The sequence below is a fragment of the Bacillus sp. AFS098217 genome, from assembly GCF_002551815.1.
Classification (GTDB): domain Bacteria; phylum Bacillota; class Bacilli; order Bacillales; family Bacillaceae_G; genus Bacillus_A.
Genome location: NZ_NVPR01000032.1, coordinates 239,381 through 262,218, shown reverse-complemented (window position 1 = coordinate 262,218; position 22,838 = coordinate 239,381). Strand labels below are relative to the sequence as shown.

25 protein-coding genes are annotated in these 22,838 nt (G+C 37.2%); all 25 read left to right on the top strand.

The genetic code is table 11. The annotated features are described in order from the left end of the window. The first annotated feature begins 149 nt into the window (after nt 1-149). The 25 genes from dnaJ to COO03_RS09490 all read left to right on the top strand — a co-directional run bounded on the left by dnaJ (nt 150) and on the right by COO03_RS09490 (nt 22,829). Nucleotides 150-1,259, top strand: coding sequence for a chaperone protein DnaJ (dnaJ, locus tag COO03_RS09610; RefSeq protein WP_097896952.1), 1,110 nt, complete (start codon nt 150-152; stop codon nt 1,257-1,259). Between the two features lie 28 nt (nt 1,260-1,287). Beyond that, nucleotides 1,288-2,226 (top strand): 50S ribosomal protein L11 methyltransferase, encoded by a 939-nt coding sequence (prmA, locus tag COO03_RS09605; protein WP_097896951.1) that lies wholly within the window; start codon nt 1,288-1,290, stop codon nt 2,224-2,226. 146 nt (nt 2,227-2,372) lie between these two features. After that, nucleotides 2,373-3,122 (top strand): 16S rRNA (uracil(1498)-N(3))-methyltransferase, encoded by a 750-nt coding sequence (locus tag COO03_RS09600; RefSeq protein WP_097896950.1) that lies wholly within the window; start codon nt 2,373-2,375, stop codon nt 3,120-3,122. 6 nt (nt 3,123-3,128) lie between these two features. After that, the gene (mtaB, locus tag COO03_RS09595) at nt 3,129-4,481 is read left to right on the top strand and encodes a tRNA (N(6)-L-threonylcarbamoyladenosine(37)-C(2))-methylthiotransferase MtaB (RefSeq protein ID WP_097896949.1); all 1,353 of its coding nucleotides are present in this window, start codon (nt 3,129-3,131) and stop codon (nt 4,479-4,481) included. Nucleotides 4,482-4,627: 146 nt separating this feature from the next. Next, nucleotides 4,628-5,293 (top strand): deoxyribose-phosphate aldolase, encoded by a 666-nt coding sequence (gene deoC / locus COO03_RS09590; protein WP_097896948.1) that lies wholly within the window; start codon nt 4,628-4,630, stop codon nt 5,291-5,293. A gap of 409 nt (nt 5,294-5,702) precedes the next feature. Next, entirely contained in the window at nt 5,703-5,876 is a 174-nt protein-coding gene (gene rpsU, locus COO03_RS09585) for a 30S ribosomal protein S21 (protein ID WP_000048061.1), read from the top strand. 15 nt (nt 5,877-5,891) lie between these two features. Continuing rightward, nucleotides 5,892-6,335: a GatB/YqeY domain-containing protein gene (locus COO03_RS09580; protein ID WP_000054564.1), complete on the top strand. Its 444-nt coding sequence runs from the start codon at nt 5,892-5,894 to the stop codon at nt 6,333-6,335. A 108-nt stretch (nt 6,336-6,443) separates the two neighbouring features. Further along, nucleotides 6,444-6,737: a sporulation protein YqfC gene (yqfC, locus tag COO03_RS09575; RefSeq protein WP_097896947.1), complete on the top strand. Its 294-nt coding sequence runs from the start codon at nt 6,444-6,446 to the stop codon at nt 6,735-6,737. 122 nt (nt 6,738-6,859) lie between these two features. Further along, nucleotides 6,860-8,059, top strand: coding sequence for a sporulation protein YqfD (yqfD, locus tag COO03_RS09570; RefSeq protein ID WP_097896946.1), 1,200 nt, complete (start codon nt 6,860-6,862; stop codon nt 8,057-8,059). Nucleotides 8,060-8,062: 3 nt separating this feature from the next. Continuing rightward, nucleotides 8,063-9,022 carry a PhoH family protein gene (locus COO03_RS09565; protein WP_097896945.1) on the top strand — a complete coding sequence of 320 codons (960 nt, stop codon included), beginning with the start codon at nt 8,063-8,065 and terminating at the stop codon, nt 9,020-9,022. Nucleotides 9,023-9,282: 260 nt separating this feature from the next. Beyond that, the gene (locus COO03_RS09560; protein ID WP_097896944.1) at nt 9,283-11,427 is read left to right on the top strand and encodes an HD family phosphohydrolase; all 2,145 of its coding nucleotides are present in this window, start codon (nt 9,283-9,285) and stop codon (nt 11,425-11,427) included. Continuing rightward, entirely contained in the window at nt 11,424-11,894 is a 471-nt protein-coding gene (gene ybeY, locus COO03_RS09555) for an rRNA maturation RNase YbeY (protein ID WP_097896943.1), read from the top strand. The genes COO03_RS09560 and ybeY overlap by 4 nt, the downstream gene beginning before the upstream one ends. Further along, the gene (locus COO03_RS09550) at nt 11,891-12,244 is read left to right on the top strand and encodes a diacylglycerol kinase family protein (RefSeq protein ID WP_097896942.1); all 354 of its coding nucleotides are present in this window, start codon (nt 11,891-11,893) and stop codon (nt 12,242-12,244) included. The genes ybeY and COO03_RS09550 overlap by 4 nt, the downstream gene beginning before the upstream one ends. Nucleotides 12,245-12,315: 71 nt before the next feature. After that, the gene (locus tag COO03_RS09545) at nt 12,316-12,747 is read left to right on the top strand and encodes a cytidine deaminase (protein WP_255257261.1); all 432 of its coding nucleotides are present in this window, start codon (nt 12,316-12,318) and stop codon (nt 12,745-12,747) included. After that, nucleotides 12,740-13,645 (top strand): GTPase Era, encoded by a 906-nt coding sequence (era, locus tag COO03_RS09540; protein WP_097896940.1) that lies wholly within the window; start codon nt 12,740-12,742, stop codon nt 13,643-13,645. Before COO03_RS09545 ends, era begins: the two co-directional genes overlap by 8 nt. A gap of 110 nt (nt 13,646-13,755) precedes the next feature. Further along, the gene (locus COO03_RS09535; protein WP_000883924.1) at nt 13,756-13,899 is read left to right on the top strand and encodes a YqzL family protein; all 144 of its coding nucleotides are present in this window, start codon (nt 13,756-13,758) and stop codon (nt 13,897-13,899) included. A 33-nt stretch (nt 13,900-13,932) separates the two neighbouring features. Beyond that, nucleotides 13,933-14,679, top strand: a complete 747-nt coding sequence (gene recO, locus COO03_RS09530) for a DNA repair protein RecO (RefSeq protein WP_097896939.1) — start codon at nt 13,933-13,935, stop codon at nt 14,677-14,679. 107 nt (nt 14,680-14,786) lie between these two features. Beyond that, on the top strand, nt 14,787-15,419 hold the full coding sequence (locus tag COO03_RS09525) for a helix-turn-helix transcriptional regulator (RefSeq protein WP_097896938.1): 633 nt from the start codon (nt 14,787-14,789) through the stop codon (nt 15,417-15,419). 29 nt (nt 15,420-15,448) lie between these two features. Continuing rightward, on the top strand, nt 15,449-16,261 hold the full coding sequence (locus COO03_RS09520) for a pyruvate, water dikinase regulatory protein (protein WP_097896937.1): 813 nt from the start codon (nt 15,449-15,451) through the stop codon (nt 16,259-16,261). Nucleotides 16,262-16,617: 356 nt separating this feature from the next. After that, a complete protein-coding gene (locus COO03_RS09515) occupies nt 16,618-17,076 on the top strand; it encodes a YaiI/YqxD family protein (RefSeq protein ID WP_097896936.1) in 459 nt (152 codons plus the stop codon). A 38-nt stretch (nt 17,077-17,114) separates the two neighbouring features. Beyond that, nucleotides 17,115-18,911 (top strand): DNA primase, encoded by a 1,797-nt coding sequence (gene dnaG / locus COO03_RS09510; RefSeq protein WP_097896935.1) that lies wholly within the window; start codon nt 17,115-17,117, stop codon nt 18,909-18,911. Nucleotides 18,912-18,970: 59 nt separating this feature from the next. After that, a complete protein-coding gene (rpoD, locus tag COO03_RS09505) occupies nt 18,971-20,092 on the top strand; it encodes an RNA polymerase sigma factor RpoD (protein WP_097896934.1) in 1,122 nt (373 codons plus the stop codon). A 385-nt stretch (nt 20,093-20,477) separates the two neighbouring features. Continuing rightward, the gene (cccA, locus tag COO03_RS09500) at nt 20,478-20,834 is read left to right on the top strand and encodes a cytochrome c550 (RefSeq protein ID WP_097896933.1); all 357 of its coding nucleotides are present in this window, start codon (nt 20,478-20,480) and stop codon (nt 20,832-20,834) included. A gap of 169 nt (nt 20,835-21,003) precedes the next feature. Beyond that, on the top strand, nt 21,004-21,711 hold the full coding sequence (locus COO03_RS09495) for a tRNA (adenine(22)-N(1))-methyltransferase (RefSeq protein WP_097896932.1): 708 nt from the start codon (nt 21,004-21,006) through the stop codon (nt 21,709-21,711). After that, nucleotides 21,708-22,829: a Nif3-like dinuclear metal center hexameric protein gene (locus tag COO03_RS09490; RefSeq protein ID WP_097896931.1), complete on the top strand. Its 1,122-nt coding sequence runs from the start codon at nt 21,708-21,710 to the stop codon at nt 22,827-22,829. The genes COO03_RS09495 and COO03_RS09490 overlap by 4 nt, the downstream gene beginning before the upstream one ends. The last annotated feature ends 9 nt before the right edge of the window (nt 22,830-22,838 follow it).

The window sequence follows — 22,838 nt, the reverse complement described above, 5'->3', positions numbered from 1 at the left end:
AAGAAAAAGGCTTAGTGTGAACTAGGTCTTTCATGTGAGGGTCTTACGTTTTTCTTTTTGCATACTGTAAGTGAGGAAACTTTGTTGCAAAGCACTTTCTTTCGGTGTTAAAATTACGTTTATGTGAAAGATTCGGGGGTTACAAATTTATGAATAAACGAGACTATTATGAGGTGCTCGGCCTTAGCAAGGGCGCTTCAAAAGATGAAATTAAAAAAGCATATCGTCGTTTGGCTAAAAAATATCATCCAGACGTAAGTAAAGAAGAAAATGCAATTGAAAAGTTTAAAGAAGTACAAGAAGCATATGAAGTGTTGAGTGATGATCAAAAACGTGCGCAGTACGATCAATTTGGTCATGCGGATCCAAATCAAGGTTTCGGTGGCTTCGGCGGCGGAGACTTTGGTGGTGGCTTCGGATTTGAAGATATCTTTAGTTCATTCTTTGGCGGTGGTGGCAGACGTCGTGATCCAAATGCGCCGCGTCAAGGTGCTGACTTGCAATATCAAGTGACGTTAGACTTTGAAGAAGCGATTTTTGGTAAGGAATTAAATGTTGAAATTCCAGTGGAAGACCCTTGTGATACATGTCACGGCACTGGGGCGAAACCAGGAACTTCAAAAGAAACATGTAAGCATTGTTCAGGAACAGGTCAAGTGAGCGTAGAACAAAATACACCATTTGGTCGCATTGTAAATCGTCAAGCATGTAACCATTGTTCAGGAACAGGCCAAATCATTAAAGAAAAATGTACAACATGTCATGGCTCTGGAAAAGTGCGTAAACGTAAAAAAATTAACGTTAAAATCCCAGCTGGTATCGATAATGGACAACAAATTCGTGTGTCAGGTAAAGGAGAAGCGGGTGTAAATGGTGGGCCAGCAGGTGATTTATATGTTGTTGTTCACGTAAGAAATCATGAATTCTTCGAGCGTGATGGTGATCATATTATTTGTGAAATGCCATTAACATTCACGCAAGTAGCGCTTGGTGCTGAAGTGGAAGTCCCTACAGTTCACGGGAAAGTGAAATTGAAAATTCCAGCAGGGACACAAACTGGAACAGAATTCCGCCTAAAAGGAAAAGGAGCTCCAAATGTACGGGGATATGGTCAAGGTGATCAATACGTAATTGTTCGTGTTGTTGTACCAACGAAATTAACATCACACCAAAAAGAATTATTACGTGAATTTGCAGGACAAGAAGATCAAGATGGTGGCTTATTCGGAAAGCTTAAACGTGCTTTCAAAGGGGAATAATGGAAATGAAAAATGGAGTTGGTAAATTGTGAAATGGTCAGAAATTAGTATTCATACAACAGAGGAAGCAGTAGAAGCTGTTTCTCATATTTTGCACGAAGCAGGTGCAAGTGGCGTAGCGATTGAAGATCCGGCAGAGTTAACAAAAGAGCGTGAGCAACAGTATGGTGAAATTTATGCGCTTAATCCAGCTGAATATCCAGAGGATGGTGTGTTAATAAAAGCATACTTCCCACAAACGGATTCTTTACATGAAACAGTTGCAAGTGTAAAATCATCTATTGATGTACTTCCATCTTTCGACATCGAAATTGGTACAGGAAATATTACGATTAATGAAGTCGATGAGGAAGACTGGGCTACTGCTTGGAAAAAATATTATCATCCAGTTCAAATTTCTGATACATTCACAATTGTGCCAACATGGGAAGAGTATACACCTTCTTCTGTAGATGAAAAGATTATTGAATTAGATCCAGGTATGGCGTTTGGTACAGGGACACATCCAACAACAACGATGTGTATTCGTGCATTAGAGAAAACAGTTCAGCCTGGTAGTGCAGTAATTGATGTTGGAACAGGTTCTGGTGTACTAAGTATTGCTGCGGCAAAACTGGGTGCAGCATCTGTTCAGGCATATGATTTAGATCCAGTTGCAGTTGAAAGTGCAGAAATGAACGTGCGTTTAAATAAAACGGACGACATCGTATCTGTCGGACAAAATAGTTTGTTAGAAGGTATTGAGGGGCCGGTAGATTTGATTGTAGCAAATTTACTTGCGGAAATTATCCTTCTCTTCCCTGAAGATGCAGCTCGAGTTGTAAAACAAGGCGGATTATTTATTACATCTGGTATTATTGCAGCAAAAGAAAAAGTGATTTCTGAGGCGCTAGAAAAAGCCGGATTTACAATTGAAGAAGTGTTAAGAATGGAAGATTGGGTAGCAATCATTGCACGAAATGCGTAATATATAATTTATGATTATAATGAATGGAAGAGTCTCTCGCTATATAAAGTGAGGGACTTGCCGTTTGTTATATTAAAATGATAACGTTTCGTTCTTTTCGTAAGTGTGGACTTACGAAAGGAACGAAACTTTACTAAGGTGATGAGATGCAACGTTATTTTGTAGAAGAGAAATATGTAAATGATGCAAGTATTCGTATTGTAGGTGATGATGTACATCATATTGCAAGAGTGATGCGCATGACAGCTGGTGATTCTATTTATTGCTGTGTAAACGGAAAAACAGCAAGATGTACAATTGCTGAAATTACCAGTGAATTTGTGGATAGTGCTATTGTAGAATGGGTAGAGACGTCAAGCGAACTGCCAGTGTTCGTAACGATTGCAAGTGGACTGCCGAAAGGAGACAAGCTAGAGTTAATTTTTCAAAAAGGAACCGAGCTTGGGGCAGCTGCATTTTTACCATTTCAAGCATCTCGTTCTATTGTGAAATGGGATGCGAAAAAAGCAGATAAAAAAGTTGAGCGCTTAAAAAAAATTGTGAAAGAAGCAGCGGAACAATCACATAGAAGTGAAATTCCAGATGTGCATACTCCAGCATCATTTAAACAATTGCTCGCGATGAGCAGTGAGTATGATGTGTGTCTTGTCGCGTATGAAGAGGAAGCAAAACAAGGTGAAAAAGCGAATTTTGCGAAGGCTTTAGCGACGATTGAGCATGGTCAAAAACTTTTAATTGTATTTGGGCCAGAGGGTGGGTTATCTGAGGAAGAAATTTCTGCGCTTTGCGAACATAAATTTGTACCATGTAGTTTAGGACCAAGAATTTTAAGAACAGAAACGGCACCGCTTTATGCGTTAAGCGCCGCTTCTTATCATTTTGAATTGATGGGGTGATGATCAATGGCAACTGTTGCGTTCCATACGTTAGGTTGTAAAGTAAACCACTACGAAACAGAAGCAATTTGGCAATTGTTTAAACAAGGTGGTTATGAAAGAACAGATTTTGAAAAAACAGCAGATGTATATGTAATTAATACATGTACGGTAACAAATACAGGTGATAAAAAGAGCCGTCAAATTATCCGTCGTGCAGTGAGACATAATCCGGATGCGGTTATTTGTGTAACAGGTTGTTATGCACAAACATCTCCAGCAGAAATTATGGCGATTCCAGGCGTGGATATCGTTGTTGGTACGCAAGATCGTGAAAAAATGCTAGGATATATCGAAGAGTATCGTAAAGAGCGTCAACCAATTAATGCTGTCCGCAACATTATGAAAACACGTGTATATGAAGAGCTTGACGTACCGTATTTCACTGACCGTACACGTGCATCTTTAAAAATACAAGAAGGTTGCAATAACTTCTGTACGTTCTGTATCATTCCTTGGGCACGTGGTTTAATGCGTTCTCGTGATGGAAAAGAAGTTATTCATCAAGCACAGCAATTAGTTGATGCAGGCTATAAAGAAATTGTTTTAACTGGTATTCATACAGGTGGATACGGAGAAGACATGAAAAATTACAATTTAGCTGGATTGCTTCGCGATATGGAAGCTGAGGTGAATGGCTTAAAGCGTCTTCGTATTTCTTCAATTGAAGCGAGTCAAATTTCAGATGAAGTAATTGAAGTATTAGATAAATCTGAAGTAGTTGTGCGTCACTTACACATTCCATTGCAATCGGGATCAAACACTGTATTAAAACGTATGCGCCGTAAATATACGATGGAATTTTTCCAAGAACGTTTAGATCGCTTGAAAGAGGCGTTACCAGGCCTTGCAATTACATCAGACGTAATTGTTGGTTTCCCTGGTGAAACGGAAGAAGAATTTATGGAAACATACAATTTCATTAAAGAAAACCGTTTCTCTGAATTACACGTTTTCCCTTATTCAAAACGTACTGGAACACCTGCAGCTCGTATGGATGATCAAATTCCTGAAGAAGTAAAAAATGATCGTGTGCACCGTCTAATTGAATTATCAAATCAATTAGCGAAAGAATATGCTTCTCAATTTGAAGGAGAAGTTCTTGAAATTATTCCAGAAGAACCATTCAAAGAGGGCGACCGCGAAGGATTATATGTAGGCTATACAGATAACTACTTAAAGGTTGTTTTTGAAGGATCTGAAGAGTTAATTGGTAAACTGGTAAAAGTGAAAATTACAAAAGCTGGTTATCCGTATAATGAGGCTCAATTTGTACGTGTTCTTGAAGACGATGTGAAAAAAGACTCAGCAAGTGCGTAATGAGAAAGCATGCAAAAGAAAAGGATTTGCATGCTTTTTTCATTGGTGGAGAAGTTAAGATATGAAGTTGTTAATATTTCATGCTATAATGCTAACCGTTGCAGTTGTCAGACAACTGTTGAGTGAAGAAAGGAGCATATGAAAAAATGAACTATGCAAAATTAATCGACCACACACTATTAAAACCGGATACAAAAAAAGAAGCAATTGTTACATTATGTGAAGAAGCAAAAGTACATGATTTTGCTTCTGTATGTGTAAATCCTACTTGGGTTGAAACAGCAGCTGAATTATTAAAGGGTACAGATGTAAAAGTTTGTACGGTAATCGGTTTCCCACTTGGGGCAAACACGCCAGAAACAAAAGCATTTGAAACGCAAGATGCAATTGCAAAAGGTGCAACAGAAGTTGATATGGTAATCAACATCGGTGCATTAAAAGATAAAAATGATGAGTTAGTAGAGCGCGATGTTCGTGCAGTTGTAGAAGCAGCAAAAGGAAAAGCACTTGTGAAAATTATTATTGAAACATGTTTATTAACAGAAGAAGAAAAAGTCCGTGCGTGTGAATTATCTGTAAAAGCAGGTGTAGACTTTGTAAAAACATCAACTGGCTTTTCAACAGGTGGCGCAACAATAGCAGATGTAGCATTAATGAGAAAAACAGTTGGACCAGAAATTGGCGTGAAAGCTTCAGGTGGCGTGCGCAGCGGTGAAGATATGGATGCGATGGTAGAAGCGGGAGCAACGCGCATCGGTACAAGCTCTGGTGTTGCGTTAGTTAGTGGAAAAACAGCAACAACTGATTATTAATTTAAAAGCGGGAGTGCCCTGTTTAGAATCGACTGTTTAGTCCCGTCGGCTAAGGTACTTTCACGCAGAAGGCGTTCTTTACCTTCTTGCGTGGCAGATTCTTAGCCGTGAGGGTCTACCGGATAGATGTAAAAGCAGAAGTAATTTTAAGACTTGTGCCATTTGTACAAAATAATTAGTTGTATTACATAAATTGGTTCGAATAAAAGGTAAAATAAATATCAGTTATAATACGTAGTTTACATAGACTTTTAAAAAGGAAGGGCACCTACTCTCCTTTTATTCTGTCAAATAGTTGACCTGAAGTGACAAAATGTATTATAATCGTAAAAGACATGCTGAAGAAGTGTTTCTTTTTGCATGCTGAAGTTAGTATGTAAGTGTGATGTTTCGGAGGGAGGGAAAGAGAATGTCAAAAACAGTCGTTCGTAAAAACGAGTCTTTGGAGGATGCACTTCGCCGTTTTAAAAGATCGGTTTCTAAAACTGGTACACTTGCTGAAGCAAGAAAGCGCGAGTTTTATGAAAAACCAAGTGTAAAACGTAAGAAGAAATCTGAAGCGGCAAGAAAGCGTAAATTCTAAGAGAGGGTGTAAGTTATGAGTCTTCTCGGTCGTTTAAACGATGATATGAAACAAGCGATGAAGAATAAACAAAAAGAAAAATTAACCGTTATTCGTATGGTTAAGGCTGCTTTGCAAAATGAAGGTATTAAACTGCAACATACTCTTACTGAAGAAGAGGAATTAACAGTTTTAGCTCGTGAAGTAAAACAGCATAAGGACTCCCTCCTTGAATTTAAAAAAGCGGGTCGTGATGACCTTGTTGATAAACTGCAACGTGAAATTCAGATTTTAAACACGTATTTGCCAGAGCAATTAACAGAGGAAGAGCTTGCGAACGTAATTAAGCAAGTAATTGCTGATGTTGGTGCTGCTTCTAAAGCAGATATGGGTAAAGTGATGAGTGCTGTTATGCCGAAAGTAAAAGGTAAAGCAGACGGATCACAAGTGAATAAGCTGGTTGCACAGCTATTAGCATAAAAAAACGTCTCATTTCTCATGAGACGTTTTTTTATGCTTTTTTTCTGTTGGGACGTGATATTACAAGCCCTTTTTTCATACATATGGGATGAGAGGGGGGTCTTGGAGATGAAGAAGTTAGAACAAATGAAAAATTGGCTAACAAAGCAAATAGACCTACCAGTGGATGTGCTAATGGATCTGCCTCGGATTACTCTTGTTGGGCAAGTGCATATTTATATAGAAAATCATCGAGGGTTATTAGTGTTTTCTGATAAAGAAGTACGATTATTACTAAAACATGGTCAATTATTAATTAAAGGGCAATCGTTTGTCATTAAAACCATTCTTCCGGAGGAGCTGTTACTTGAAGGGGTTATTGAGCAAGTGACATTTTTAGAAAATGAGAAGAAAGAAAAATGAAGTGAAACTTCCTTAAGTGAAGTTTTTCTTCTTATTTTATTTCGTACGAGCTATTTTGATGGTCAAAGCGAAAGAAAGTAGATGCGAATATCTACTTTTGAGAAAGGTAGTGGAGGCGAGCGATGAAGAATCAATGGTTTACAAAGTGGCTTGGATATGTAAAAGTACGAATCGAAGGTAGAGGGATCGAACGCTTTATTAATGAGTGTGTACGCAGAAATTTATTTGTTTGGGATGTAAAGAAGATTGCTGATGAAACATTGGTCTTTTGTATGTTACTGCGGGATGTGAAGAAGTTAAGACCGATTTATCGTAAAAATGAATGTAAGTTATATTTTATAGGACGTTACGGTGCTCCTTTTTGGAATAAGCGCATGCTTAAAAATAGTGGCTTTTTAATTGGCCTCCTTATCTTTTTTTTCGGAATGATCGCGCTGTCAAATATGGTATGGAAAATTGAGATTACAGGGGCGAAACCGGAAACAGAATATATACTTATGAAAGAATTGGACAAAATGGGTATAAAGAAAGGGAGATTACAATTTCAAATGCCTAATGTTGAAGATATTCAGCGGCATTTGACAGACAAAATTAATGCAATTACATGGGCTGGTCTAGATATACAGGGGACGACATACCATTTTAAAATTGTTGAAAAAAATGAACCGAAGAAGGAAAAAGAACAGAAACCGCAAAATTTAGTAGCGAAAAAAGAAGCGGTTATTACAAAAACATTTGTGGAAGTTGGAAAGCCAGTTGTAATGAAAAATGATTATGTACAAAAGGGGCAACTGCTTGTATCTGGAATGTTTGGAAATGAGGAGAACCCAACGGTTGTTTCCGCTAAAGGAATTGTGTATGGGGAAACGTGGTACGAGTCCGAAGTGACAGTTCCTTTGAAAACAACATTCCAAGTGTATACGGGGAATTCATATAATGAGCATTTTCTCCGTTTTGGAAGTGGGAAAATAAAAATATGGGGTTTTCAGCATGATAAGTATAAGCGCTCGCGTTCAGAAAGTGTAAAACATGATGTGAAATTATTTGGTTTTACACTACCTGTTTCTTATGAAAAAGAAATTGTGCGTGAAGAGGAAGAGGCGAACCGTGAATATACAGAAAAGCAAGCGCTTAAGGTTGCGAAAGAAATGGCAGAAAAAGAACTAAAGAAAAAATTGGATGAACATGCTATGATTGTAAGTGATAAGATTTTGCATAAAGAGGTTGGGGCAGATCATCTAAGAGTAGCATTACATTATACAGTGATTGAAAATATTGCAGAGCCACAACCAATATCTGAATCCGATATTCAAGGAGACTGAGTAATGGCAGAACAATTAGTAGAAATGAACCAACAAGTAGAAAACCACAATGAAGCAATAGCTCTATTTGGAGTGAATGATGCAAATTTAAAAGTAATTGAACGAGAGCTTGCTGTATCTATTGTAACTAGAGGTGAATCTGTTCGTGTATCTGGAGCAGATGAAGCGGTGGCGCTTGTTGAAAAAATCTTACAGCAATTACTTGCTGTTATTCGTAAAGGTGTATCAATTACTGAGCGAGATGTTGCATATGCAATTCAGCTTGGTCGCCAAGGGAAAATTGCTCATTTTGAAGAGTTGTATGAAGAAGAAATTTTTAAAACAGCAAAAGGTAAATCGATTCGTGTAAAAACAATGGGACAAAGGCAGTATATTCATGCGCTGAAAAAGAATGATATTGTGTTTGGAATAGGGCCGGCTGGTACAGGGAAAACGTATTTAGCTGTAGTAATGGCTGTAAGGGCACTAAAGCAAGGATATGTAAAAAAAATTATTTTAACAAGGCCAGCTGTAGAAGCAGGAGAAAGTTTAGGGTTTTTACCAGGTGATTTAAAAGAAAAAGTGGATCCTTATCTGCGTCCCCTTTATGATGCGCTTCATGATATTCTTGGACAAGAATATACGCAGCGTATGATGGAGAGAGGAACGATTGAAATTGCACCTCTTGCTTATATGAGAGGACGTACGCTTGACGATTCTTTTGTCATTTTAGATGAAGCTCAAAATACAACAGGTGCTCAAATAAAAATGTTTTTAACACGTTTAGGTTTTAGTTCGAAAATGGTTGTTACAGGCGATCCTTCTCAGGTTGATTTGCCAAAAGGTGTTAAATCAGGGCTTTCGATTGCTGTGAATGTTTTATCGGGTGTATCAGGGCTTTCGTTTGTGAAATTGGAACAATCGGACGTTGTAAGACATCCACTCGTACAGCGAATTATTGAGGCATATGATAAAATGGAATGATCCTATTTGTCAGGATCATTTCTTTTTATATGATAGAGATAGGTGAGTGGGTTGGCGAACAATTCATTTTTTTATATCATTAAAGAGTAGACAAATAAACTACCCATGAATAGGCTGTGAATTTGGAAACGAAAGAAATGAAGTGGGAGATAGCGCCCGAAAAAGCACAACTTGTGTGAATTAGCTTTCTTTTGGATAGGGGGGAATACCAACTGAAAGTAGTTTCACTTTATGCCTGGAGAGGAGAAGGTATTGAAATCATGTCAAGGTCTCAAGAATTTTCTAAGTGGTTTCGTAATATACAGCATTCGAAAAAACTAAGCTGGATTTCTTATATTTTATTAGGAGCAGTGCTATTTTTTGCGCTTATGAACAATGTGAAACCAGAGCAACTAGATGTTGAAGAGTTCTCTATTTCTAAACAAACCATTCATTCTCCTATTAAAATTGAAGATAAAGTAATAACAGATAAAAAGAAGAAGGACGCTGCTCAAAAAGTTCAGGATCAATATACATATCGAAGCGAGTATAAGCAAAATAAAGTCGATATAGTAAATTCTGTTTTTGATGTGATAAACGAAGTGAATGCTGAGATAAAGGCTGCTAGCCCTGATGAACAGAAAAAGATTTCTGCTACGGATCGATTAGAAAAATTGAAGAAGAAGTTGCCTACAGATTTAACAAAAAGCTTGTCGGATGAAGTTTTATTAAATTTTGTTAATGCAGAACAGACACAACTAAATATGGCAAGGGATGCAGCGATAACGGCAATTAATAGTATAATGTCTTCGCCTATTAAAATGGATGAAGAAAATGCTGCAAGAGAACGATTTGTTAGTGAAATAAGTACTGTCAATATAAGTAGCGATTTAAAAGAAGCGCTTAATGCACTTGGGAAATATGCAATTACAGCAAATTATTTCTATGATCCAGTTGTTACAAAAGATAGAAGAAAATTAGCGGAAGACGAAGTTGCGCCAGTTTATATTCTTCAAGGACAAATTCTTGTGAAGGAAGGCGACACGATTACACCAGAAATATACAATCAGTTGAAATTAGTTGGACTCTTGGAGCAAGGGAATACATTTCAACCATTTGTAGGGTTAGCGATTGTGATTGGTGTACTGTTGTTTTTTATGCATAAACAATTTGAATCGTTTTTAAAATTAAAAAGAGAAGAAAAACCGTATATTTTAGCGTATACAACCATTTTAGCTATTACAGTTGTTTTGATGAAAATCATTAGCTTGTTTCAAAAGCTGGAATATGCAGGTATCGCGTATGTTGTTCCGGTTGCAATGGGGACAATATTAGTGAAATTAATGATTGGTGATCGATTTGTTTTTCTAACAAGTATGATTTTTTCGGTATGCGGGAGTATCCTATTTAATGAAGGTGTAACGAGTACATTGAACTATAGTGTGGGCATTTATGTTTTACTAAGCTCGTTATCGGTTAGTATCTTTTTGAAAGAGAAAAATAGACGCACCTTGATTTTGCAAGCGGGTATCCTTGTTTCCGTTTTAAACGTAGTTGTATTAGCGGCTCTATTACTCTTGCGTAATGGGAATTTCTCAGTGCTTGAAATTGGCTCGCAATTATTAATGGCGGCAGCTTCGGGGATTATCTCATCTATTTTAGCTATGGGGATTTTACCGTATTTAGAAAGTGGTCTTGGCATTGTGTCAAGTATGAAACTTGTGGAGCTTTCAAGTCCGAATCATCCGCTGCTTCGTAAAATTTTATTGGAAGCGCCAGGTACGTACCATCATAGTGTCATGGTTGCTAATCTTTCTGAAGCTGCTTGTGAGGCTGTTGGAGCGAATGGTGTATTGGCGCGCGTTGGTGCGTATTATCATGATATTGGAAAAACTGTACAGCCGCACTTCTTTATTGAAAATCAAATGGGGATTGAGAATCCACATGATAAATTAGATCCTGAAACGAGTAGAGATATTATTATTGCTCACGTAACGAATGGTGTGAAGATGTTAGAAGAGCATCATATTCCGCAAGAAATTATTGATATTGCTGGGCAACATCATGGAACAACATTACTGAAATATTTTTACTATAAAGCAATAAAAGAAGATAAAGAGAAATATACAGAAGAAATGTTCCGCTATCCAGGATCAAAAGCGACATCTAAAGAATCGGCGATTGTTGGAATTGCGGACAGTGTAGAAGCAGCAGTGCGATCAATGAACCATCCAACGCCAGAGCAAATTAATAATTTAGTGCAAAGTATTATTAAAGATCGTTTACAAGATGGCCAGTTCAGTGAATGCGAGTTGACATTTAAAGAACTACAAATTGTTGGGAAAACATTATGTGAAACATTGAATGGTATTTTCCATTCTCGCATTAAATATCCGGAACCGCCGGAAGAAAAGGGGAAAGAATGAGTTTATTAATTGATTTTTTTGATGAAACAGAAGAAGTAAAAGAAGAGTATGTGAATATGATTCGTGAGTTATTAGAGAAGGCTGCACAAATGGAGCGTGTGGAAGAAGGAACGGAGCTGTCTGTTACTTTCGTTGATAATGAACGTATCCAAGAAATCAATCGTGATTATCGTGACAAGGATCAGCCGACAGATGTTATTTCTTTTGCGCTTGAAGATATGGGAGAAGGGGAGATGGAAATCGTAGGTGCGGAGATGCCGCGTATGCTAGGGGATCTTATTATTTCCATTCCAAGAACGAAGGAACAAGCGGAAGAATACGGACACTCTTTTGATCGTGAGCTAGGATTTTTAGCATTGCATGGATTCTTACATTTGCTTGGTTATGATCACATGACAGATGAAGATGAAAAAGAGATGTTTGGAAAACAAAAGGAAATTTTAGAGTCATTTGGATTAGGGCGATGAAAAAAGGAAAACTTATAAAGAGTTTTGGATATGCTATAGCTGGTGTATACTTTTGTCTTCGTCATGAACGAAATATGAAAATTCATTTTTTGGCCGCAGTCATTGTTATATGCTGCGGTTTTTATTTCCATGTTACGACAACAGAATGGTTTGTATTACTCATTACAATTGGGATTGTGATGAGTTTAGAAATGATGAATACGGCAATTGAAAAAACAGTAGATTTAGTAACGACAGACTTTAAGCCGTTTGCGAAAATTGCAAAGGATGTTGCGGCTGGCGCGGTTTTATTATTTGCTATTATAGCTGTTATAATTGGTGCTATTATCTTTTTACCTTATATGGTATAGTTGCATTCCGAAGCTTTTATTACGCTTTGGAGGCGCCGAGAGGGCCTTTTAATAAAAGAATTACTTTATCTATTCACAATTGTGAACAGAAAGGATGCGAGAGCATGAACAGTAAAGAGTTAATTCAAGAAGCAATCGAAGCGCGTAAACAGGCGTATGTACCATATTCTAAGTTTCAAGTTGGCGCAGCTTTATTAACAGAGGATGGAAAAGTGTACCGTGGATGTAATGTAGAAAATGCATCATATGGACTATGTAATTGTGCAGAAAGAACAGCTTTATTTAAAGCGATTTCTGAGGGAGATAAACAGTTCGTAGCCATTGCAGTTGTAGCGGATACGAAACGTCCAGTACCTCCTTGTGGAGCGTGCCGTCAAGTTATGATAGAATTATGTAAACAGGATACGAAAGTATACTTATCAAATTTACATGGTGACATTGAGGAAACAACAGTTGGAGAATTGTTACCAGGAGCATTTTTAGCGGAGGATTTACATGAATAGAAAAGGTTATAAATCAGGTTTTGTCTCTATTATTGGAAGACCGAATGTCGGAAAATCTACATTTTTAAATCGTATTATCGGTCAAAAAATTGCCATTATGAGTGACAAACCACAAACAACTCGTAATAAGATTCAAGGTGTATATACAGAAAATGATTCACAAGTAATTTTCATTGATACACCAGGGATACATAAGCCGAAGCATAAGTTAGGCGACTTTATGGTGAAGATGGCGCAAACGACATTGAAAGAAGTTGACATTGTATTATTTATGGTCAATGCAGCTGAAGGATTTGGTCGTGGTGAGGAATTCATCATTGAAAAATTACAAGAAACGAAGCAACCGGTATTTTTAGTTATCAATAAAATTGACCAAGTTCATCCAGAACAATTGCTAGAATTGATTGATCAATACCGTAAACTACATGAGTTCGCAGAGATTGTACCGATTTCTGCCTTGGACGGTAATAATGTGGAAGCTTTAATCGGAGCGATTAAGAAATATTTACCGGAAGGGCCACAATACTACCCGGATAACCAAGTGACGGATCATCCAGAGCGATTTATTATTGCTGAGCTTATTCGTGAAAAGGTACTTCATTTAACACGTGAAGAAGTTCCGCATTCGGTGGCGGTTGTAATCGATGCGATTCAAAAGCGTGAGGGCGGAGCAGTCTATGTGAACGCGACAATTATTGTCGAACGTCCATCACAAAAAGGGATTGTTATTGGGAAGCAAGGGAAGATGTTGAAAGAGGTTGGGAAGCGAGCTCGTTTTGACATTGAAGCGCTTCTTGGTTCTAAAGTATTTTTAGAAGTATGGGTAAAGGTACAAAAAGATTGGCGTAATAAAATGTCGCAGCTTCGTGATTTAGGCTTCCGTGAAGATGAGTATTAATAGAAATTAGGAAAAATTTTTCTCACATGAAAATGGACAAAATGGGTCATTTTAATAACAACAAAAGAAATTGGTTTATATGCTACGCTTACTGAGAAAGGTGGATTCTTATGCTAGATTTTACCTGGAAGTTTTTCTCCAAAACAGGAAGCATTGAGACGTATTTGCTTTTGAAAGAAATGGAAAAAGACGTAAACGATGAGATGGATCAACATGAAGAGGAGCTAGCACATCTAGACTCTCCAATTTCTTGACCCGTTTTGTTCAAACCTTGGATGGTGACGAACATGTTTCAAAAAGTTGAGGGCATTGTCATCCGGACGACAGATTACGGAGAAACGAATAAAATTGTTACAATATTCTCTCGTGAGCTTGGAAAGATAAGTGCAATGGCAAGAGGGGCGAAAAAACCAAAAAGTAGGTTAGCATCTATTTCGCAGCTGATGACGCATGGTCACTTTCTAATTCAAATGGGATCTGGACTTGGAACTTTGCAACAAGGTGAAATGATTTCATCTATGAAAGAAATTCGTGAAGATATATTTTTAACTGCTTATGCATCATTTATCGTTGAATTGACTGATAAAGCAACTGAAGATAAGAAACATAATCCGTATTTATTTGAAATGTTATATCAAACATTGCATTATATGTGTGAGGGTGTCGACCCTGAAGTGTTATCACTTATTTATCAAACAAAAATGCTTCCGGTACTAGGGATGCACCCATATTTTGATACATGTGCTATTTGTCACCAAGAAACAGACTTTGTCGCCTTTTCTGTTCGAGAAGGCGGTTTTCTGTGCTCGCGTCATGCGGAACAAGACCCGTATCGCATTCCGGTGGGAGAGGCTGTTCATAAATTATTACGTCTCTTCTATCATTTTGATTTAAACCGGCTCGGTAATGTATCTGTGAAGGATGGAACAAAACGACAAATACGTACAGTATTAAATACATATTATGATGAATATTGTGGAATCTATTTGAAATCAAGACGTTTTCTTGAACAACTTGATAAGTTTCAAATATAACGAGGACCATATACAGGTCCTTTTTACATACTTTCTTTTTTGAACAGCATATTTAGTATATAATATTTAAGAGATAGTATAACTTTTTTCGTTTTGTATTGAAGGTGGTGATTATCATAGAACTGAATAAACGGCAAGAACATATCATTCAGATTGTAAAAGATCACGGTCCTATTACAGGGGAGTCAATCGCTGCACAATTAAATTTAACACGTGCAACACTAAGACCAGACTTAGCGATTTTAACGATGGCGGGTTATTTGGAAGCTCGTCCGCGTGTCGGTTATTTTTATACCGGGAAAACTGGTGGGCAGTTATTATCAGAGGCTGTTAAGAAAATTAAAGTGCAAGATTATCAATCTAGACCAGTCGTAATTGATAAAAATGTTTCCGTATATGATGCGATTTGTACCATGTTTTTAGAGGATGTTGGTACTTTATTTGTTGTAGATCAAACTACATTTTTAGTTGGGGTTGTTTCTCGTAAGGATTTATTACGTGCGAGTTTAGGCAAGCAGGACTTAACGTCTCTTCCGGTTAATATTATCATGACAAGAATGCCAAACATTGCGATGTGTCGTAGAGAAGATTCTCTATATGATATTGCAATGGAATTAATAGAAAGACAGATTGATGCTGTACCGGTTGTAAAAGAAACAAAACAAGGACTAGAAGTAATCGGGCGAATTACAAAAACGAATATTACGCATGCGTTTGTGAATTTAGTAAACAATGAATGAGTGTAATTTGTTTAAAGTGAGGTAATGTAATGGATAATAAAATCGTATATGTCGTATCTGACTCTGTTGGAGAGACGGCTGATTTAGTTGTTCGAGCTGCAATGGGTCAATTTCCATTCGCTCCTGATATTAGACGTGTACCGTATGTAGAAGATACAGGGACATTAAAAGAAGTTATTTCAATTGCAAAGAGTAATCGAGCGCTTATTTGTTTTACATTAGTAAAACCTGAAATGCGTCAATATTTGTTAACAGAAGCGGCAAAAGAGGGTGTAGAGGCTTATGACATTATAGGTCCTCTTATCGATCAAATTGAAGAGATTACAGGACAAGTACCAAGATACGAGCCAGGTGTTGTTCGAAGACTAGATGAAGAATACTTCAAAAAGATTGAAGCGATTGAGTTTGCTGTTAAATATGATGACGGTAGAGATGCGCGTGGAATTTTGAAAGCTGATATTGTTTTAATCGGGATTTCACGTACATCGAAAACACCACTTTCACAATATTTAGCGCATAATAAACGATTAAAAGTTGCGAACGTACCACTTGTACCAGAAGTGGATCCGCCTGAAGAACTATATCAAGTTGCAAAAGAAAAATGTTTCGGTTTGAAAATTACACCGGATAAGTTAAATCACATTCGAAAAGAACGGTTGAAATCACTTGGGCTAAGTGATGGAGCAACATATGCGAACATCAATCGTATTAAAGAAGAGATTGATCACTTTGAGAAAGTAGTGAGCAAAATAAACTGCCAGGTCATTGATGTATCCAATAAGGCAATTGAAGAAACAGCAAATATTATTGTGAATGCAGTGCAAAGCCAAAAAATGTTTTAGCACATTTACCAAAGGTGAATGTGCTTTTTTCGCTCGTGGTAAAGTAAATGCTTTTTTAATCCCGTACTTAGAATGATGCGCTTCGCTGGTTTTGTAGTCACATGAAGGGGTAAATTTGATTATCTATGGATAACATAAGAAATTTTTAGAGGATATGTAGCGAAGTTAAAGAAAATATATTATAATAAAAAATTGTGATAAAAACCTATGTTTTACGTTTAGACTTTAATTTTTCAGAATAAACTAGGGATAGGATTTACGGAAAAAGATATACATTTACGTAAAATCGACAAAAATCTATACAAGAAAACGCACATTATGGAAGGATTCACAGAAGGGATGTAGAATACAGAAATATGCAAAACATCAGTAAGATTCTAGTTGATGCAGATGCATGTCCTGTGAAGAATGAAATTGTGCAAGTTGGAACAAAATTTCATGTCGAAATTTTGTTTGTCGCATCCTACGCCCATCGTTCGAGAAAACAGCAAGGAAATTGGGTTTATGTAGATTCTGAGCAAGATGAGGTTGATTTTTATATTTATAAACATGCGAAAGCTACAGATCTCGTGATCACACAGGATATGGGACTTGCTGGTCTTCTTGTCAAAAAAGGAGTATATGTATTATCTCCAAGAGGTACGTTTGTGACAGATGAGCAAATGGATACAATTTTATATAGTCGATATGTATCTGCAAAGTTACGCAGACAAGGGACCTATACGAAAGGTCCAAAATCATTTTCAAAGCATGATCGACAGTGCTTTCTAACAAATTTAGAAAAAATATTGTCGAATTATAAAGGAATCTTTTAATTTGTATCGAATACAAAATACGACACGGAGATGGAGTTATGGGGAATAGAATTCCCGAAGAAGTTGTTGAACAGATTCGGACATCATCTGATATTGTAGAAGTAATTGGTGAGTATGTTCAGCTCAGAAAGCAAGGGCGCAATTATTTTGGGCTTTGTCCATTTCATGGTGAGAATTCTCCCTCATTTTCTGTTTCATCAGACAAGCAAATTTTTCATTGCTTTGGATGTGGAGAAGGTGGAAATGTTTTTTCATTTCTCATGAAGATGGAAGGACTTTCTTTCACAGAGGCTGTACAAAAGCTTGGGGAAAGAAATAACATTGCAGTTGCAGATTATACATCAGGGCAAGAACAGCAAGAAAATATATCTGATGACAGTGTCATTATGTTGCAGGCTCATGAACTTCTGACAAAGTATTACCATCATTTGTTAGTAAATACAGAAGAGGGAAATGAAGCTCTTTCTTATTTATTAAATCGAGGTATTACAAAAGAAATGATTGAGAAGTTTGAAATTGGTTACGCGTCACCAGCTTGGGATGCAGCGGCGAAAATATTACAAAAAAGAGGGTTTTCGCTATCGACCATGGAGCAAGCAGGTCTACTTGTAAGAAGTGAAAAGGATGGTAGTCATTATGACCGCTTCCGCGGAAGAGTTATGTTTCCGATTCATACATTACAAGGAAAGGTAACAGCATTTAGTGGAAGGGCATTAGGGGATGATACCCCAAAATATTTAAATAGCCCGGAAACACCTATTTTTCATAAAAGTAAGTTGCTGTATAACTTCCATCAAGCAAGGCCGTTTATCAGAAAACGTGGGCAGGTCGTCCTTTTTGAAGGCTATGCTGATGTTTTAGCTGCTGTAAAAAGCGGCATTGAAGAAGCTGTCGCAACAATGGGAACGGCTTTAACAGAAGAGCAAGCGAAGCTTCTGCGTCGTAATGTTGAAACTGTTGTTCTTTGCTATGATGGTGATAAAGCTGGACGAGAAGCGACGATGAAAGCGGGGCAATTGTTAGCGCAAGTTGGTTGCCAAGTTAAGGTTACTTCATTGCCAGATAAGCTCGATCCTGATGAATATGTGCAACAATATGGAACAACGGCTTTTGAAAATCTTGTAAAAACGAGTATAAGTTTTATCGGATTCAAAATAAATTATTTGCGTTTAGGGAAAAATTTGCAAGATGAGTCTGGTAAAGAAGGATATGTGAAAAGTGTTTTAAAAGAGTTAGCATTATTGCAAGATGCGATGCAAGCGGAGTCATATTTAAAATCATTATCACAAGAATTTGCATACTCAATGGAAACACTTTTAGGTCAATTGCACCAATATCGCAAAGAACAAAAGATACAGCAAAAACAAACGAAGCAAATTTCTAAGCCATCTCAAATTGTTCAGTCTAAACCGAAATTATCAGGTTTTGAAAGGGCAGAGAGAGAGCTCATTTACCATATGTTGCAAAGCCCAGAAGTTGCAGTGCGTATTGAACCTCATATAGAAGATTTTTATACGGAAGAACATAAAGGGATTTTATATGAACTATACGCATATTATGAAAAGGGAAATGAACCTTCAGTCGGAAATTTCTTAAGTTGGCTCTCTGATGAGAGGTTGAAAAATATTATCACCAATATTTCAACGGATGAGTTTATTAATCCAGAATACACAGATGAAGTACTGCAAGGCAATCTAGAGGCGTTAAGACGCCATAAGGAAAAGCTGAAAAAAATGGAGACCATTTTTACAGTAAAACAAATGGAAAAAGCTGATCCGCTAGAAGCTGCTAAGTTTTATGCAGCATATTTACAAAATCAGAAAGCAAGAAGATAGCTTTTTGTATAAAATTTTATTATAATGAATGTTTGTATCTCGCGTAAGGAGGGGAACAAATGGCTGATAAACCAGCTCGTTCTAAACAAATTGAAACTGAAATGACCCTTGAGCAAGTGAAAGAACAACTCACTGAGCTCGGAAAAAAACGTGGCGTTCTTACATATGAAGAGATTGCAGAACGCATGAGTGGATTTGAAATTGAATCCGACCAAATGGATGAATATTATGAATATTTAGGTGAACAAGGGATTGACTTAGTTGGTGACAATGATGAAGGTCCAAATAATCATCAAATCACAAAGACTGAAGAAGAATTTGATTTAAATGATTTAAGTGTACCACCAGGTGTAAAAATCAATGACCCTGTTCGCATGTATTTAAAAGAAATCGGTCGTGTCGACTTACTATCTGCTGAAGAAGAAATTCGACTTGCTACACGAATTGAAGAAGGCGATGAGGAAGCGAAACGCCGTCTTGCGGAAGCGAATTTACGTCTTGTTGTAAGTATTGCGAAACGATACGTAGGTCGCGGCATGCTTTTCTTAGACTTAATTCAAGAAGGGAATATGGGTCTAATTAAAGCTGTTGAAAAGTTCGATTATCGTAAAGGCTTTAAATTCAGTACGTATGCAACTTGGTGGATTCGTCAAGCGATCACACGTGCTATTGCGGACCAAGCAAGAACAATTCGTATTCCAGTTCATATGGTTGAAACAATTAATAAATTAATCCGTGTACAGCGTCAATTGTTACAAGATTTAGGTCGCGAACCATCTCCAGAAGAGATTGGTGAAGAAATGGATCTTGCTCCAGAAAAAGTACGCGAAATCCTGAAAATTGCCCAGGAGCCAGTTTCTCTTGAAACACCAATTGGTGAAGAGGATGACTCGCATTTAGGTGATTTCATTGAAGACCAAGAAGCAACGTCACCTGCGGACCATGCAGCGTATGAATTGCTAAAAGAACAATTAGAAGATGTGTTAGATACGCTAACAGATCGTGAAGAAAATGTTCTGCGTCTTCGTTTTGGTTTAGATGATGGACGAACTCGTACGCTTGAAGAAGTTGGGAAAGTATTCGGCGTAACGAGAGAGCGTATTCGTCAAATTGAAGCAAAAGCGCTTCGTAAATTAAGACATCCAAGCCGTAGCAAACGTCTAAAAGATTTCTTAGAATAGGATTCTTTAAAAGTTTACTTCACATTTGTGAAGTGAACTTTTTTATTTTGTTAATTTTTGTTAAAATTTAGCTGTCAGTAACAATTACAATTCTTGTAATTTATTTTACAGAATTGTCTTTTGATTTGCAAATGGTCATTTTTAGATTTTTCGATTAATTTTGTTTATTCTATACAAAAATATATGTAGAAAAACAAAAAATATGATGAGATTCGTTGATTTTTATCAAAATAATATGTGATAAAAGTAAGATGATTAATAAACTGAATTTACAGAATGTTTAAAACTTCTGGTGGTTTTGTCTTTTCTGATAGGTTATTTTCAAGTACAATGGAAATGACTGAATCATCTAATTATTTAGGGGGATAGAGGGGGGAGAAGAAATATGAAACGTAATCCGTTGATTCCATTCGCTCTTATTGCAGCACTGGGCATTATCATTATGTTTGTATTTTCGTTTCAGGGGTTACATAAATCTAAAGAGCTAGCTGATGCCAAAAATACGGGAAAACCAGCACAAACGGCATCGAAACCAGAGGATATTGTGAAACAAAACTGTACGAGCTGCCATGGTGATCAGTTGCAAGGTGCAGTAGGACCTAATTTACAAAAAATCGGTGGGAAACTTTCGAAAGATGAAATTAAAGAAGTACTTTCAAAAGGGAAAGGCAATATGCCACCGAACTTAATTCCGGCAGATCAAGCTTCTAAAGTAGCCGATTGGTTATCGAAGAAAAAATAAAGTTCTATATAACAAGCTCTTTGCTTTTATAGCAAAGGGCTTGTTTTTCTTTTCTTTCTAAAATACGATTAATGATAGAGAAATTGAAATTTTGTTGTTTACTTGCAACAACTACTGTAAATTCATTATCATGGAGACAAACTGACAAGAGAAGGAGTAATGGAAATACATGAATGAAGTGAAGCTTTCAAAAAGGTTAGAAGAAGTAGTACGAGAGATTCCAGTGGGATCTACAGTAGCGGATATTGGCTCAGATCATGCGTACTTACCGTGCTATACAATTATAAATAACATTGCTACAAAAGCGATTGCAGGAGAAGTTGTAGATGGGCCATTTCGCTCTGCACAGGTAACGGTAGCTGAGAGTGGTTTACAAGAGAAAGTGGATGTTCGTAAAGGGAACGGATTAGCCGTTATTGCGCCAGGAGAAGTCGATGTGATTACAATTGCTGGCATGGGCGGGGCGTTAATTCGTGATATTTTAGAGAATGGAAAAGACAAGTTAAATGGTGTAACACGCTTAATTTTACAGCCAAATATTGCAGCGCATCATATTCGTGAATGGTTTATTGAAAATGACTGGGAACTTATTCATGAAAAGATTATAAAAGAAGACGGTAAAATTTATGAGATTTTAGTTGGAGAAAAAGGTAATCCAATAGCACCTTACCATGAAAATAAACAAGCTGAGTTATTTATTGGACCATTTTTGATGAAAGAAAAAAGTGATGCCTTTATTGAAAAATGGGAAGGCGAATTGAAAAACTTTCAAAATATCTTGAAGCAGCTGGAGCGTGCAACAGAGTCGGAAGATACAAAAGCGAAACGAAATGAAGTAGAAGAGAAAATGAAAATGATAGGAGAGGTTTTATCATGAGTAAAATTCCGAATGGGCATGAATTGATTTCTTTATTTGAAAGCATGTACCCGAAACATCTAGCGATGGAAGGAGATAAGATAGGCTTACAAATTGGAGCACTTAATAAATCGGTGGAGCATGTATTAATCGCACTAGATGTTACAGAGGCGGTTGTAGAAGAAGCGATTCAAATCGGAGCAAATGTCATTATTGCACATCATCCGCTTATTTTTAATCCTCTAAAAGCAATTCATACAGATAAAGCGTATGGGAGAATTATTGAAAAGTGCATTAAATATGATATTGCTGTGTATGCAGCTCATACAAATGTGGATGTTGCAAAAGGTGGAGTGAATGATTTACTTGCTGAGGCACTGGAATTACAAAATACAGAAGTGCTTGTTCCGACATATGCAGAAGAAATGAAAAAAATTGTTGTATTTGTTCCTGTCACACATGCGGAAGCTATGCGTAAAGCTTTTGGTGATGCTGGGGCGGGTTATATCGGCAATTATAGCCATTGTACGTTTAGTAGTGAAGGGACAGGTACATTTATGCCTCAAGAGGGGACAAACCCTTATATAGGCGAATCTGGACAGTTAGAGCGTGTGGAAGAGGTAAGGATTGAAACGGTTATTCCAGCTTCACTAGAGCGGAAGGTTGTAAAAGCAATGTTAACAGCACATCCATATGAGGAAGTCGCTTATGATGTGTATCCACTTGATAACAAGGGAGAAACATTAGGACTTGGTAAAATTGGATATTTGCAAGAAGAAATGACACTAGGACAGTTTGCTGAACACGTGAAACAATCATTAGATGTAGAGGGTGCGCGAGTTGTTGGGAAACTGGACGATAAAGTGCGAAAAGTAGCAGTACTTGGTGGTGACGGGAATAAGTATATCAATCAGGCGAAATTTAAAGGAGCAGACGTGTATGTAACAGGCGATATGTATTATCATGTCGCTCATGATGCAATGATGCTTGGATTAAATATTGTTGACCCAGGCCATAATGTCGAAAAAGTGATGAAACAAGGTGTGCAAAAGCAATTACAACAAAAAGCAGATGAGAAAAAATTTGCTGTACAAATTCACGCTTCAAAGTTACATACAGATCCATTTACATTTGTATAAGTGAGGTAA